14 protein-coding genes are annotated in these 14,669 nt (G+C 73.2%); 3 read left to right on the plus strand and 11 right to left on the minus strand.

Features of this window, described 5'->3' with window-relative positions; all coding sequences use genetic code 11:
- Positions 1 to 732 (plus strand): hydrogen peroxide-dependent heme synthase, encoded by a 732-nt coding sequence (gene hemQ, locus IPT68_RS28340; RefSeq protein ID WP_189698684.1) that lies wholly within the window; start codon positions 1 to 3, stop codon positions 730 to 732.
- Between the two features lie 209 nt (positions 733 to 941).
- Here the strand turns inward: hemQ and IPT68_RS28345 are convergent, their stop codons facing one another.
- The 11 genes from IPT68_RS28345 to zapE form a co-directional block, all read right to left on the minus strand.
- The gene (locus IPT68_RS28345) at positions 942 to 2,558 is read right to left on the minus strand and encodes an alpha/beta hydrolase (protein WP_189698685.1); all 1,617 of its coding nucleotides are present in this window, start codon (positions 2,556 to 2,558) and stop codon (positions 942 to 944) included.
- 134 nt (positions 2,559 to 2,692) lie between these two features.
- Positions 2,693 to 3,466: a TIGR04222 domain-containing membrane protein gene (locus IPT68_RS28350; protein WP_189698686.1), complete on the minus strand. Its 774-nt coding sequence runs from the start codon at positions 3,464 to 3,466 to the stop codon at positions 2,693 to 2,695.
- 150 nt (positions 3,467 to 3,616) lie between these two features.
- Positions 3,617 to 5,092, minus strand: a complete 1,476-nt coding sequence (locus tag IPT68_RS28355) for a DUF692 domain-containing protein (protein WP_189698687.1) — start codon at positions 5,090 to 5,092, stop codon at positions 3,617 to 3,619.
- A 209-nt stretch (positions 5,093 to 5,301) separates the two neighbouring features.
- Positions 5,302 to 6,090, minus strand: coding sequence for a DUF4142 domain-containing protein (locus IPT68_RS28360; protein ID WP_189698688.1), 789 nt, complete (start codon positions 6,088 to 6,090; stop codon positions 5,302 to 5,304).
- Positions 6,091 to 6,212: 122 nt separating this feature from the next.
- Entirely contained in the window at positions 6,213 to 6,920 is a 708-nt protein-coding gene (locus IPT68_RS28365; protein WP_189698689.1) for an aminoacyl-tRNA hydrolase, read from the minus strand.
- Positions 6,921 to 6,968: 48 nt separating this feature from the next.
- Positions 6,969 to 7,148 carry a hypothetical protein gene (locus tag IPT68_RS28370; RefSeq protein WP_189698690.1) on the minus strand — a complete coding sequence of 60 codons (180 nt, stop codon included), beginning with the start codon at positions 7,146 to 7,148 and terminating at the stop codon, positions 6,969 to 6,971.
- Between the two features lie 18 nt (positions 7,149 to 7,166).
- Positions 7,167 to 8,012: a polysaccharide deacetylase family protein gene (locus tag IPT68_RS28375; RefSeq protein ID WP_189698691.1), complete on the minus strand. Its 846-nt coding sequence runs from the start codon at positions 8,010 to 8,012 to the stop codon at positions 7,167 to 7,169.
- Positions 8,013 to 8,138: 126 nt separating this feature from the next.
- Positions 8,139 to 9,134 (minus strand): slipin family protein, encoded by a 996-nt coding sequence (locus IPT68_RS28380; RefSeq protein ID WP_228039964.1) that lies wholly within the window; start codon positions 9,132 to 9,134, stop codon positions 8,139 to 8,141.
- Positions 9,135 to 9,241: 107 nt separating this feature from the next.
- On the minus strand, positions 9,242 to 10,708 hold the full coding sequence (locus IPT68_RS28385; RefSeq protein WP_189698692.1) for a SulP family inorganic anion transporter: 1,467 nt from the start codon (positions 10,706 to 10,708) through the stop codon (positions 9,242 to 9,244).
- Entirely contained in the window at positions 10,705 to 11,286 is a 582-nt protein-coding gene (locus IPT68_RS28390) for a carbonic anhydrase (RefSeq protein WP_189698693.1), read from the minus strand. Before IPT68_RS28390 ends, IPT68_RS28385 begins: the two co-directional genes overlap by 4 nt.
- 589 nt (positions 11,287 to 11,875) lie before the next feature.
- Positions 11,876 to 12,976: a cell division protein ZapE gene (gene zapE / locus IPT68_RS28395; protein ID WP_189698694.1), complete on the minus strand. Its 1,101-nt coding sequence runs from the start codon at positions 12,974 to 12,976 to the stop codon at positions 11,876 to 11,878.
- A 138-nt stretch (positions 12,977 to 13,114) separates the two neighbouring features.
- Here zapE and IPT68_RS28400 point away from each other — a divergent pair, with 138 nt between their 5' ends.
- Complete coding sequence (locus IPT68_RS28400) at positions 13,115 to 13,891, plus strand: pyrimidine reductase family protein (protein ID WP_189698695.1); 777 nt, start codon at positions 13,115 to 13,117, stop codon at positions 13,889 to 13,891.
- Positions 13,892 to 14,045: 154 nt separating this feature from the next.
- Positions 14,046 to 14,519 carry an indole-3-glycerol phosphate synthase gene (locus IPT68_RS28405; protein ID WP_189698696.1) on the plus strand — a complete coding sequence of 158 codons (474 nt, stop codon included), beginning with the start codon at positions 14,046 to 14,048 and terminating at the stop codon, positions 14,517 to 14,519.
- Positions 14,520 to 14,669 lie beyond the last annotated feature (150 nt).

The following is a 14,669-nucleotide window of genomic DNA, read 5'->3' on the forward strand; positions in this document are numbered from 1 at the left end:
ATGAGTGACGACGCCACCACCACCGGCCCTGCTCGGATCCCGAACAAGGGCAAGCTGGCCAAGGACCTCAACGAGGTCATCCGCTACACCCTGTGGTCCGTGTTCAAGCTGAAGGACGCGCTGCCCGAGGACCGGGCGGGCTACGCCGAAGAGGTCCAGGAGCTGTTCGACCAGCTCGCCGCCAAGGACGTCACCGTCCGCGGCACCTACGACCTCTCCGGGCTGCGTGCCGACGCCGACGTGATGATCTGGTGGCACGCCGAGACCAGCGACCAGCTGCAGGAGGCGTACAACCTGTTCCGCCGCACCAGGCTGGGCCGCGCGCTGGAGCCGGTGTGGTCGAACATGGCGCTGCACCGCCCCGCCGAGTTCAACCGCAGCCACATCCCGGCTTTCCTCGCCGACGAGACGCCCCGCGCGTACGTCAGCGTCTACCCCTTCGTGCGCTCCTACGACTGGTACCTGTTGCCGGAGGAGGACCGCCGCCGGATGCTGGCCGACCACGGCAAGATGGCCCGGGGCTACCCGGACGTCCGCGCCAACACGGTCGCCTCCTTCTCCCTCGGCGACTACGAGTGGATCCTCGCCTTCGAGGCCGACGAGCTGTACCGCATCGTCGACCTCATGCGCCACCTGCGCGGCTCGGAGGCCCGGCTGCACGTCCGCGAGGAGGTGCCGTTCTACACCGGCCGCCGCAAGGAGATCACGGAACTGGTCGCGGGCCTCGCCTGACCGGCGGACCACGACGGCACCGGCCGTCCCGGTCGAGGCCGGCGTCCGGTGCCCGGCCGAACACTACGGGCACCGGTCGACGGCCGCTGCCGGGCAGCACGTCGTCCCGCCGGCCGGCCCCGCTGAGCGGCGCGGCATCCGGTCAGCGCCGGGCCTCACCGTGCCCGCCGCCCGCGGAGCGTTCGCGCGGCGCCGCTTCCGGTGCCTGGTCAGCGGACGTCCGCCGCGGTGTCCCGCTGGGCGGCGGCGCTCGGCCGCGGCTCCGGGCGCGGCGCGCAGGACGCGTGGCGCGCCGGCAGGAGGCCCTGGAGCAGGTAGGCGTCCACGTGGGCGTTGACGCACGCGTTGGGGCCGCCCGCGATGCCGTGCGTACCGGAGTCCCGTTCGGTGACCAGGACCGAGCCGGACAGCCGGCGGTGGAGTTCGAGGGCGCCGTCGTAGGGGGCGGCGGCGTCCCGCTCGGCGGCCAGGATCAGCGTCGGCGGCAGTTCGCCCGGGCCGGTCCGCACGTCCAGCTGCCGCTGACGCGGCGCCTGCCAGTACGCGCACGGCAGGTTCAGCCACACGTTGTGCCACGTCTCGAAGGGCGCCACGCGCGCCAGGCGCGTGTTGTCCCGGTTCCAGACCTTCCACTCCGTCGGCCACGGCGCGTCGTTGCACTGGACGGCCGTGTAGGCCGCGCGGGAGTTCTCCGCCGCCACCGCCGCCTCCTCGTGCGGCGCGGCCAGATCGACCAGAGGCCGCGGATCGCCCTTCAGGTACGCCGACAGCGCCTCGGCCCGCCGGGGCCAGTGGTCGTCGTGGTAACCGGCCCGCAGGAACGCGCTCTGCAACTGCCCCGGCCCGACCTTCCCGCCCGCCGGTTTCACGGCGAGCCGCGCCCGCGCGGTGTCGTAGCCGCGCTGCACTTCGGCCGCCGTGGCGCCCAGCCCGTACACGGCGTGGTGCCGGGCGATCCACTCCTTCATGTCCGTCCAGCGGCCCTCGAACGCCGCCGACTGGCCCAGGTTGTGGCGATACCAGATCTGCGCCGGATCGGGGTTCACCGCCGCGTCGAACACCATCCGCCGCACGTGCGTCGGGAACAGCGTCGCGTACAGCGCCCCGAAGTAGGTGCCGTACGACGCGCCCATGAAGGTGAGCCTCTCCTCGCCCAGCGCGGCGCGCAGCACGTCCAGGTCGCGGGCGTTGTTGAGGGAGTGGTAGTGCCGCAGCTCGGCGCCCGACCGCTGCGCGCACCCGCGCGCGTAGGCCTGGGCCCGTGCGACGCGCTCCCTCTTGTACGACTCCGAGGGGTGCGTAGGCGCCTGCGACGGCCCGGTGAAGTGCTGCTGGGGGTCCTGGCAGGACAGTGGCGCGGACCTGCCGACGCCGCGCGGGTCGTAGCCGACGAGGTCGTAGGCGGCGGCCAGGCGCTTCCACTCGGGAAGCCGTCCGATCAGTGGGAAGGCGAGGCCGGAGGAACCCGGACCGCCCGGGTTGTGGACCAGGGCGCCCTGCCGGGGCACCCGGCGCTTGCTGTTGCCCGGGTCGCGGTGGGTGGCCCGCACCCGGCTGACGGAGAGCCGGATCTGCCGGCCGTCGGGGCGCGCGTAGTCGAGCGGGACGGTGACCGTGCCGCACTCCACGGTGCTCGGCAGGCCCTGCGCGTCGGAACACTCGCCGAAGTCGACACCGGCGGCCGCGGCGCGCGCGGCGGCCACCCGGGTGCCGCGCGGCTCGCCCGCCGCGTCGGGACCGGCCGGTGCGCTGCCTGCGGCCGGGCCGGAGGCGACGGCGGTCAGGAGCAGCGAACCAGCGGCCGTGTACAGAGCGGCAGCTCTCATCGTGTGTCCCTTCGGGGCGCGGCGGCGACAGAAGGGATGTTTCGGACGGGGGCCGGCGAAGGCAAGCACAGGTGGCCGGTGTCGGCCCCAATGCGCCCGTACGCCCCGGCGATCCCGGTGAGCGTGCGTCCGCGTCAGACGCGCCAGGAGGACTCGCGGTGCGCGAACGCCGCCCGCAGGTCCGGCTCGCCGACGGCGCGGATTCCGCGTACGGCGACCGAGGTGAGGTAGGCGCGGTCGTCCCCGGTGCCGTCCGCGTGCCGGGCCAGGGCGTCGAGCAGGCGCTGTCCGGCCGGGGAGGCCCAGCGCGAGTACGGGTGGGCCTCGATCCGGGCCAGGGCGAGGCAGCTCAGGCAGAGGACCAGCGGCAGGGCGAACCAGAGGGCGACCAGATGCCGCGGCACCCCGTCCTGAGCCGGCATCAGCAGCGCGGCGACGCCGAGCGCGAGTACGGTCAGCGCGGCGAGGCGTACCCGGCGCACCCCGGCCCCGACGGCGCTGCCCGCCCCGGCCGGCAGGGCGAGGCCCGCGCTGACGAGCCGGTCGGCGAGGCCGTGCACCGCGTCGGTGGCGGCCGCCGCGGCGCGTACCGGAGCGATGGGGGACTGCCCCTGCGGCCCGATGGCCCCTATCACCGACCGTTCGATGTCGTCGCGCCCGCGCGGGTCCACGACGGTCGCCCAGCCCGTGTGCGCGAGCAGCAGCCGCCGTTGGCGCGCCATCGAAACCAGCGTCAGATCGGCGACCCGGGTCGGCCCGCCGGACAGGAACGCGGCCTCGTACAGCGTCAGTGGCTGTGTCCCGGCCGTCTCCGCGGCGTCCGCCGCGCGTACGGCGGCCAGGCACAGCCGGGTGCACGCCAGGCCGGCCACGACCCAGGCCGGCAGCAGAAGGAGGACCCAGAACATGCCGTGTTTCTATGCCAACCGACTGGGAAACTCCATGCCTTGTTCACATTCCGGGACCGAGTGTTGTCGGTACGTGACGTTCCGCCGGTGCCGAAGGGGCCCGTGTCGGCAGGGGTGCCGGTCGCGCCGTGGGCCTTGCGCCGTCCCCGGTCAGCGGCGCAGCAGCACCCGGCGTGCCCGGGCCATCCGCGAGGGCGGACGCGGCGCAGCACCGGAGCGCTCCAGCCACCACTCCCGCAACTCCCGCCGGACCCGCGCCTCCTGAGGCCGTCCGGCGAGCAGCAGGTGCTCGGCGAAGTCCAGCGCGTCCCGGCGGTAGCCCCCGGTCATCGGGTTCCGCTGGGCGTACGCCAGGAAGGCAGGCCGGTAGGCGGCCCCGAGGATCAGCGGCAGCTCCGGCGCGATCTTCGCCACCACCTCGGCCCGCTTCCCGGCCAGCGCCCGCGCCTGCACCCCGAGCCGCACCCGGTCGAACCCCTCGGGGACGGGCGTGCCCGCGACGAGCGCGGAGAGCAGGGCGGCCTGCGCGAGGGCGAGACGCTGACGGGCGGGTCCCTCGGCGCCGTCCCCGGCATCACGCGCCCCGGCGCCCACGGCGCGTGTCGCAACCCCGGGCCCGAGATCACCGGCACCGCCGGTTGCCGCGCTCGTCGCGGAGGCGGAGATCCCGGCGTCTTCGGCATCGCTCGTCGTCGGGCTCGTCGCGGACGCGGAATCCTCGGGCTCCCGGGCGTCACCCGCCGGCGTGCCCGCCGCGGAGGTGGGTACCCCGCTCGCGCCCGGTGTCGCCCTCCTCGTCCGCGCCCCCTCCTCCACCGCCTCCCGGATGTCCGCCAACTCCCGCTCCAGCTCGGCCGGTTCCGGGAAGTTCTCGTCGCGCTCCAGCAGGACGCCCGGCGGACGGACGCGGGAGGCGAGGTCGGTCAGGATGTCGAGGACCGGCCGCGGGACCGGGTGGGCGTGGCTGTCGTGCCAGACGCCGTCACGTGCGAAACCGCCCGCGACATGGACGTAGGCGATGGCCTCCAACGGGAGTTCGGCGAGCGCCTTGGCCGGGTCCTCGCCGCGGTTGACGTGGTTCGTGTGCAGGTTCGCCACGTCGATCAGGAGCCGCACGCCGGTCCGGTCGGCCAGCTCGTACAGGAAGTGTCCCTCGGTCATCTCCTCGCCGGGCCAGGAGATGAGCGCGGCGATGTTCTCCACGGCGAGCGGCACCGGCAGGGCGTCCTGCGCGATGCGGACGTTCTCGCACAGCACGTCCAGGGCGTCCCGGGTGCGCGGCACGGGCAGCAGGTGCCCGGCCTCCAGCTGCGGGGATGCGGTGAGCGGGCCGCCCGCCCGGACGAACGCGATGTGCTCGGTGACCAGCGGCGAGCCGAGCGCCTCCGCCCGCTCGGCGAGGGCCGAGAGGCGCGCGGGGTCGGGCCGGTCCGCGCCGCCGAGGCCGAGGGAGACGCCGTGCGGGACGACGGTCACCCCGCGCTCGCGCAGCCGCAGCAGCGAGTCGGGCAGGTGCCCCGGGCAGACGTTCTCGGCGACGGCCTCGACCCAGTCGATGCCCGGCATGCGTTCCACGGCGTTCGCGATCTCCGGCCGCCATCCGATTCCGGTTCCCAGTCGCTGCATGGCCCCCTCCTTCACCTTCGTCATGCACCTGGATCCGCTGTGTCGTCTCCTTCGACGGACCGCTGATTTCCGGCGTGAGGGGGGTATGGCCCCGCTCCCGGGGCCCGAACCCTGCCGCGTGCGCCTTCAGAGCAACATTTGAGGTTGCGGGTCCGGCGTTCCCGCGAGCCGCTCCGCGAGCGCACGCGGCGTGCCGCCCGGGGTGCCGTTCATCCCAGGACGCCCTCCGAGTCGACCGGGTCCGGACGCTTGGTGTTGACCGTGCCCGGCGCGCCCGGAGAGGGCTCGGAGGTGGTCTGGACGTCGCCGGTCGCCTCGGCGGGCGGCGCCTGCGGCACGAGCTGGCCGGGAACGGGCGCGGGCGGGCCGGTGGGGCTGGCGGTCGAGGCGTTCGCCGCCGCGTTGGCGATGGCGTCGAAGTCGACCTTGCCGGTCTTCTCCAGCACGGTGATGTGGTCGAGGACGGTCTGGTTGGCGTCCGAGGCGAGCTGCCGGACCAGCGTGTTGCGGGTGCTGTTCCGCACCGCGCCGATCGCGGGGAAGATCTTGCCGTGCGCGGCCCGCAGCAGGTTGGCGAACTTGTACTCGTACTCCTCGCCGCTCGCCGCGGTCATCTCGTTCAGCCAGCCCTGCTGCTCCTCGGTCGGCTGGTTGGGCAGCTCGACGCCGAGCTGGGCGGCGACGATGCGCACCCGCTTGTCGAGGTCGGTGTGGCCGACGATCAGGTGGTCGGCGGCCTCCTTGACCGCCGCGCTGGTGGGGCGCTCCATCGCCTGCTGGCCCGCCGGCAGCTCCCACAGGCCGGCGAGCCGCACCCGCACGATGAGATCGCGGTCCTGTGCGGTCAGCGGACCCCACCGGGTGCTGACGGTGCCGGCGGCCATGTTCGCCTGGCCGGTGCCGGAACGGTCGGCGTACGACCACACGGGGAACGCGAGCGCGCCGACGGTGGCGGCGAGCGCCGCGATGATGAGGGCCGTACCGTTGATACGCCGCAAGGGTGCCTCCTGGGAGTAGCCAACTGGTCGTTGGTGCTCGTGTCGCTTGGCCAGCGCCAGGAGATACGCGTGACGGACCCCGGATGTTCAAACGCTCCGTGAGGCCGTGGCCGTGGGCGGGTTCAGCGCAGCGCCGGGTGGTCGGCGACGACGGTGCAGCTGCCCGCGGGGATCTCGGTGTACCCGGCATCGCGCACCAACGGCAGCCCGGAGTCGACCAGCCGACGCCAGCGGTCGTGCTCGGCGGTGCGGACGGCGAGCGGGAACCCCGCGTCGCGCCACGCCGCGCGCTCCTCGTCCGGAAGGGCCCACCAGGCGAGTTGGGCGCCGTGCCCGGCCTGCGCCATGGCCTTGCCGGCCGACATGTCGACCTGCGGGTTCAGCCACAGCACCGGTGCACTCGCATCCGCCTCGACCGGCGGCTCCGGGTCGTCCAGATCGGTGCCGGACACCTGCAGGCGCGCCAGCTCCTTGGGCCACCCGTCCAGGGGCACGGGCGGGAACACCCGCACCTCCGCCGCCTTCCCCGTCACGGTGACCCCGGGCAGCGCCCCGGCCCGCCGCCACTCGGCGCCCCGGGCCCGACGCACCACCTTGCGGATCCGCGCGTCCTGCCAGTCCCGCACGGCCCGCGCCCACGGGCCGTCACCCACCGACCGCTCATCACTGAGCATCACGAGCACCGCCCGCGCGGCGGTCTCCAGGGCATCGGTCCGGGCGGGCGGCGCGTCCCGCTCGATCCGCACGACCAGCGGGAGCACGAACTGCGGGGCCAGGTCGCGTGCGCCGGCCCCGGGGGGCAGGGGGGTGTCAGTCGGTTCAGTAGTCACGCCGTCCAGTCTGCCAACCCCGCGACTCCCGTCCGGACCCGTGCCCCACTAGCCAGAACAGGCCGTCCGCTGCGCCTCCAGCCACTCGCACCGCGGGCACATCGTGATCCCCTTGTACGACTCCGGGTACTCCGTCGGCTCCCGGCACAGTACGCACTCCGCGTACGGCGGTCCGTCCGCCTTGGGCGGCTTGCTCGCGTCGATCAGACAGTAATCATCTTCGCTCATACGTCCAGCGTATGCCGGTCACGAGGTGCCTGCGGAGGCGCCGATCAGCTCGGACACCTTCACGAACCGGTATCCCTGCCGCCGCAGCTCGGGCACGACCGTGCGGATCGCCCGCTCGGTCGTCGGCGCCGCACTGCGCGTGCAGTGCAGCACGACGACCGAGCCCGGCCGCACCCCCTCGAGCACCTGCCGGGCCACCGCGTCCGCGTCCGTCGCGAACGCGTCCCCGCCCACCACGTCCCACTGCACGGCCGTCACGCCGCTGCCGCTCAGCGCCCGCAGCGCACGCCGGTCGTAGCAGCCGCCGGGAAAGCGGAAGTACGGCTTCGCGTTCCGCACGCCCGCCCGGCGGAAGGCCTTGAACGCCCGGTCCACGTCCGCCCGCATCCGGTCCTCGTCGAGGGTCGGCAGGCCGTAGCAGTCGGCGGTGAAGGCGTAGTGGCTGTAGGAGTGGTTGGCGACCTCGAACAACGGGTCCCGGCCGATGCCGCGGGCCTGGACCGGGTACTCCTCCGCCCAGCGGCCCGTCATGAACACGGTCGCCGGCACCTTCAGCGCGCGCAGCGTCGCGATCAGCTGCGGATTGTCGAAGCGTTCGCCCTCGGCGGCCCGCGGGCCCTGATCGGCGGTCATGTCGGCGTCGAAGGTGAGCGCGACGGTCTTGCCCCGGGTCCGCGAGCCGCTGGCGAACACCGGCGTGAGGCCCGCGGGGCCGGCGGCGAGGGTGGGGGGCGCCGCAGGGTGGCGGGCGGGCGTCGAGGGGACCGCCGTCCGGCCGCCCCCGGGCGCCTCGACGGTGCCGCAGGCGGCGAGTGCCGCGCCCAGTGTGCAGACGGAGATGACTCGTCGTACAGAAGCGATCACCGTATGAAAGTATGACGTTCAGGTCGACGTCAGCGCCGACGCGACCGCCGGGTCACCCGGTGGGCGGACATGACGATGACCCTCTGGTCGGCACGTGCTGCCGGCCGCCGCAATCCGCGCGGCGCCTCACGGAACGTTGGTCCGGCCCGGGGCGGGGTGCGGTCCCTCGGTGAGACCCGGCGTGTCCTCGGACCGGTGGGCGAGGCCGGGAAGGTGACCGAGCCGCTGACCGAGGTCCGGGGCGGGGTGCGGCTCCTCGTTGCGACCGGGCTCCTCCCTCAGGTCCGGCGTGTGGTCCGGCCCCCGGGCGTGGCCCTGCGCGTGCTCCGGCCTCTGGGCGTGGTCCTGCGGGTGGTCCGTCTGCAGGGGTGCCCGTTCCAGGAAGCGCAGCAGTTCCACCGGGAACGGGAGCACCAGCGTCGAGTTCTTCTCGGCGGCGACCGCCACCACGGTCTGGAGCAGCCGCAGCTGGAGCGCGGCCGGTGTGTCCGCCATCTGCTGGGCCGCCTCGGCAAGCTTCCGGGAAGCCTGGAGCTCGGCGTCGGCGTTGATGACGCGGGCCCGGCGCTCGCGGTCGGCCTCGGCCTGGCGGGCCATGGAGCGCTTCATCGTCTCCGGCAGCGACACGTCCTTGATCTCGACCCGGTCGACCTGCACGCCCCAGCCGACGGCCGGGCTGTCGATCATCAGTTCAAGGCCCTGGTTGAGCTTCTCGCGGTTGGACAGCAGGTCGTCCAGCTCGCTCTTGCCGATGATCGAGCGCAGCGAGGTCTGGGCCATCTGGGAGACCGCGAACTTGTAGTCCTCGACCTTGATCAGCGCGCTCGCCGCGTCGACCACCTTGAAGTACACGACGGCGTCCACACGCACGGTGACGTTGTCGCGGGTGATGCCCTCCTGGGCCGGGATCGGCATGGTCACGATCTGCATGTTGACCTTGTGCAGCCGATCCACGAACGGGACGATCAGTGTGAATCCGGGCGTCCGTACCTGGCCCCTGAGCCGGCCGAGCCGCAGCACCACGCCGCGTTCGTACTGCTTGACGACCCGGGCCGCCGCGGCGAGATAGACCACGCCCGCGGAACCGGCCACGGCGGCCGCCGCCAGCAGATCCTCGAACATGACGACCCCCTCGTCACAGGCCCGTGATGTCTGTTCTTGTAACGATATGCCCGGATTCTGTTCCGGGGCCATGGGGCTCCGGCACGGAACCCGGCGAGGGGTGGCGGTCAGGGTATGGTCACCTTCACCGGCTCGGTGCCGGCCGTGCTGTGCCGCTCCGCCCAGCTCTCCAGAGCCGTACGGCACGCGTGGTCCAGGTGGTGCAGACCGGACAGGTCCAGCTCGATGGGCCGGTCCTGGGGGAGGGACTCCAGGCTGTCGAGGATCTTGGGCAGCCTGAGGAAGGTCGCGTTGCCCGACACATGGGCCTGGATCGGCCCGGAGCCCTGGTCCATGACCTCCATCTTGATGTGCGAGGCCTCCCAGGCGGTCTTGACGACGGACAGGGCCAGGCCGATCAGCACGCCCTCGAACATGTTCAGCGCGACGATCGCGACCGCGGTGGCGACGAGGATCAGGGCCTCACCGCGGTTGCCGTGCCACAGGCTCGCGACCTGCCGGAACGGGATCAGCTTCCAGCCGGCGTGGACCAGGATGGCAGCCAGCGCCGGCAGCGGGATCAGCGCCAGCGCGGACGGCAGCAGGGCCGCGAACAGCAGGAGCCAGACGCCGTGCATCACCCGGGAGGCCTTGGTCCGCGCGCCCGCCGCCACGTTGGCCGAGCTGCGCACGATCACCGCGGTCATCGGCAGGGCGCCGAGCGCGCCGCACACCGCGTTGCCCGCGCCCTGGGCCATCAGTTCCTTGTCGTAGCGGGTGCGTGGACCGCTGTGCATCCGGTCCACGGCCGCCGCGCTGAACAGGCTCTCCGCCGAGGCGATCAGCGTGAACGCCAGGACGGTGCCGATGACGGCCGGGCTCGCCAGCTCGCCGAAGGCGTCGGTGCCGAGCGGCTGGATCGAGTCGAGCAGGCCGTGCACCTCGACGGTGGCGACCGGCAGGTCGAACGCCAGGGTGACGAGCGTGGCCAGGACGACCGCCGCGAGGGCTCCCGGTACCGCGCGCACCTTCTGCGGCAACCGCCGCCAGGACAGGACCACGGCCAACGTGCCCGCCCCGACGGCTATGGAGGCCGGCGCCGTGGTGCTGCCGACCGCCCCGGCGAAGGCCGCGGGCAGCCCGGCGATCTTGTCGGCGCCGGACGCCGGGGCCTTCATGCCGGCCGCCGCGTACAGCTGGCCCGCGATGATCACCAGCCCGATGCCGGCCAGCATGCCCTCGACGACCGAGAGCGAGATGGCCCGGAACCAGCGCCCCAGCCTCAGGGCGCCCATCAGGAGCTGCAGCAGACCGGCCACGAGGACGATCGCGCCGAGCGCGGGCAACCCGAACTCGCCGACCGCATCGAAGACCAGCACGGTCAGACCGGCCGCCGGGCCGGACACCTGAAGGCTGCTGCCGGGCAGCAGGCCGGTGACGATGCCGCCCACGATGCCGGTGACCAGGCCGAGTTCAGCCGGGACACCGGAGGCGACGGCCACGCCGACGCACAGCGGCAGCGCGACCAGGAAGACGACGAGGGACGCCGCCACGTCCTGCCGGAGGTGGGGGCAGGTGGTCACGGTGGGACTCACAGGGCCTCGAACGCGTCGACGCCGGCGCGGTGTTCGCGGACGACGCCGGTGTGCACCTCGTAGTACCAGCCGCGCAGCCGCAGCCGGCCGTCCGCCAGCCGTTGCTCGACGCACGGGTACGAGCGCAGCCGCAGCAACTGCGCAAGGACGTGGTGCTGCACCGCCTCGGCGACCGTCGGGTCGGCCGGGTCGGCGGTCTTGGGCTGGTCGGCGGCGTGCGAAAGCCACTCGCGCACGGCCGGTACGGCGTCGAGGTCGTCGCCGCGCACCAGTGCGCCGACCGCACCGCAGTGCGAGTGGCCGCAGACCACGACGTCCTTGACGCCGAGCACCTCCACGGCGTACTCGATGGTGGCCGCCTCACCGGTGGGGCGGCCCGAGGTGTACGGGGGGACGATGTTGCCCGCGGTGCGCAGCTCGAACAGCTGCCCGGGCCGGGCGCCGGTGATCAGGGCAGGTACGACCCTGGAGTCGGAGCAGGTGATGAACAGGACCTCGGGTGACTGGCCCCGGGCCAGCTGGGCGAACTCCTCGGGGCGCTGTCCGAACGTGCGGGCGTGGTCGATGAGGGGCTGCATGGCGTGATGTTCCTCCTGGCGCGTCGTGGGGGTGGCGCGTCGGGCCTGCATGACAGTGGGGCAGAAGTGGGGGACCGCTCCGCTCTCAGCGGCGGAAGAACTCGAGTGCGGCCGGAGCGTGGGCGGTCGACGGTCTCGACACGCGGTCGTACGCGGTGATCGCGCGGTGGCGGTCGCGTATGCGCAGCGGGCCGGTCGGGTCCCCTGCGTGGGAGAGGCTGTGGGTCGCGGCGCCTCCGGCGCGCGGTGCCGTGCCGGACGGATTGGTTCCGGGTCGATCCTTGGCCTCGACCTGACGGACCGTATGCGCAGCTGCGAAGGGCGCGGGAAGAGCGAAGAACGGGAGGGTGAACATGGCCGCGGTGGGGGCCGTGAACGGGGTTCGGGCCGTCGTACCTCGGAACATGAGCCTCCCTCCGGTTCGGGCGCACCTCTAGTCCGTGCCAACAGCAGGTCAACGGCTGGTCAAGAAAGACATTAACCCTGCAAAGTTGTTTGCAGGGTCAACTCGGCGTGACGAGCTTGAGAGAGCCTGAAAAGTGAGGCTGAGCTGGCGCGATCCGCCCCTTGATCCGCGGGCGGCGTGGCGTTACTGACGTTCCACCAGACGCTGGGCGTCCCGGGCCAGCGCGGTCAGCCGGGAGATGGCCCGGAAATACTTCTTGCGGTAGCCGCCCTTCAGCATCTCCTCGCCGAACAGCTGATCGAAGGGCAATCCCGAGGCCAGCACCGGCACCTCACGGTCGTAGAGCCGGTCCGCGAGCACGACGAGCCGCAGCGCCGTCGACTGGTCGGGAACCGGCCGCACGTCGGTCAGGCACACCGCCTTGACGCCGTCCGTCAACGCGCCGTAGCGGCTGGGGTGGACGCGGGCCAGGTGGTCCAGCAACTGCGGGAACCCGTCGAGCGAGGCGCCCTCGGTGGCGTGCGCCGTCCGGGTCACCTGTTCGTCGCTGTACGGCGGCGGCGCCTCGGGCAGGCCGCGGTGGCGGTAGTCCTCGCCGTCGATGCGCAGGGCGCGGAAGTGGGCCGACAGGCCCTGGATCTCGCGCAGGAAGTCGGCCGCCGCGAAGCGGCCCTCGCCGAGCTTGCCCGGCAGCGTGTTGGAGGTGGCGGCGAGCGCGACGCCCGCGTCGACCAGCTTGCCGAGCAGGGTGGAGACCAGGACGGTGTCGCCCGGGTCGTCGAGCTCGAACTCGTCGATGCACAGCAGCCGGTGCCCGGACAGCGTCTGCACGGTCTGCTGGAAGCCGAGGGCGCCGACCAGGTTGGTCAGCTCCACGAACGTGCCGAACGCCTTCAGGGCGGGCTCGGCGGGCGTGGCGTGCCAGAGCGAGGCGAGCAGGTGGGTCTTGCCCACGCCGTAGCCGCCGTCGAGATAGACACCGCGGGGCCCGGCCGGCGCCTTGGGCGCCCTGGCCCTGCCGAACCCGAAGAAGCCGCGCCTGCCGGTGTCCGGCGCCGCGCCGAGGCCGGTGGTGAAGCCCTCCAGGACCCGCACCGCCTCCGTCTGGCTGGGCTGGTTCGGGTCCGGGATGTACGTGCCGAAGCGCACCGAGTCGAAGCGGGGCGGCGGCACCATCTCGGCCACCAGCCGGTCCGCGGGGACGTGCGGCTGACGCGCGCAGAGGGAGAGGGGGGCGGCTTCGGCGGCTATGGGGCTTCGGCCGGCGGCGGTGGAGGAGGACACGCTCACCCATGCTAAAGGGTTCCTCGGCACCGGTTTCCGGCCCCGGGCCGACCAGCGCCTCTCCAGCCGGGCCAGGAGCCGGCGGCGGTGCGGCCCACCGGGCGGATGGATCCCCCACCGCGTGGAACACTGCACGGCATGCGACGCCTGTTTCCTGTGACCGACACGACAGTGGACCCGGCCGACCGCGAGTGGGACCTCGCGGAGCTGGCCGAGGCCTACGCCTACCCGGAGCCGGGACCGGGGGAGCCGGTGGCGTGGCTGCGGGCCAACATGGTCTCCACGCTCGACGGGGCAGCTCAGCACGACGGGAAGTCGCAGCCCATCTCCAACGCCACGGACATGCGGATCTTCGGCACGCTGCGGGCCCTCGCCGACGTGGTGCTGGTCGGTGCGGAAACGGTCCGCCAGGAGGGGTACCGCCCCGCACGCGTGCGGACGGAGTTCGCGGCGCGGCGCGAGGCGGCCGGGCAGGCCCCCGCACCCGCGATCGCCGTGGTCAGCGCCGGCCTCGACCTGGACTTCTCGCTGCCGCTGTTCACCTCGCCCGTGGTCCCCACGCTGCTCCTCACGGGGGCGGCCGCGGCGCGGGACCGGGTGGCCGCGGCCGAGAAGGCCGGCGCCCGGGTGGTGGTCGCCGGGGACGGCGTCGGTGTGGAGCCCGCACGGGCCGTACGGGCGCTCGCCGAGCTCGGTCACACCCGGCTCCTCACCGAGGGCGGGCCGCGGCTGCTGGGGCAGCTGGTGGCGGCCGGGGTGCTCGACGAGCTGTGCCTGACCGTCTCGCCGATGCTCACCGCGGGCGGCGCGCAGCGGATCGCCGGGGGGCCGTCGGTGGCGGTCCCGCAGCGGTTCGAACTGGCGTCGTTGCTGGAAGAGGCCGGTTTTCTGTTCTCCCGCTACCGTCGGTCCTGAGAGCAGTGGAACGTGGCGTTCCGTTGAGTTTCCGGCGGGCACGCCAAGACTCGCACTACCTGTGCGATCACGGGGCAGGATGGTTTCCGCAGGGCCAGGTAGGGCCCACGGAGGACAGAGGGCCCACGGGGCCTCGGAGGAGAAGGGGCGCCTGGTGTTCACAAGCGTTTTGATGATCGAGAAGGCCCTGACGTCCGCCGACGTGGAGTTCGTCACCACCTTGCACGGGGACGAGCAGGTCGCCTTCCATGTGCTGCTTCAGCCGCGCGGCGAGCAGGCGGACCGGTTGCTCCGCGCCATCGACGACCTCGCGATGGGAGCGATCGACGAGGCCGCGCGGGAGGGCGAGACGCCCGAGGGGGAGGCGGCGAAGAGCGAGGGGCAGCGGGCCCTGGACGTGTCCCTGCAGGCGCTGCGGGCCTCCGGGAGCGAGGCGGAGGGGCGGCTGATCGAGGACCATCCGCTGGACGCGCTCAAGGGCGTGGTCGAGGAGGTCGGGGCCGACGAGGTGATCGTGCTGACCGATCCCCACTACGTGGAGGAGTTCTTCCACCGGGACTGGGCCTCCCGGGCCCGGCACAAGGTGGGGGTGCCGGTGCTGAAGCTCTTCTCGCACAGCAAGGCGTAGACAGCAAGGTGCAGGGGGTGGCTGCGGGGTGATTCGGATGCGGGCGGATCGTGGTCGTTCGGGGTGATTCGGGTGCGGGTGCGTCGTGGTCGTTCGCGCGGTTCCCCGCGCCCCTGACCGCGCGACTCCCCGCCCCTTGACCGCGCGCCC

The sequence above is a fragment of the Streptomyces chromofuscus genome (genome assembly GCF_015160875.1).
In the GTDB taxonomy this organism is placed as follows: domain Bacteria; phylum Actinomycetota; class Actinomycetes; order Streptomycetales; family Streptomycetaceae; genus Streptomyces; species Streptomyces chromofuscus.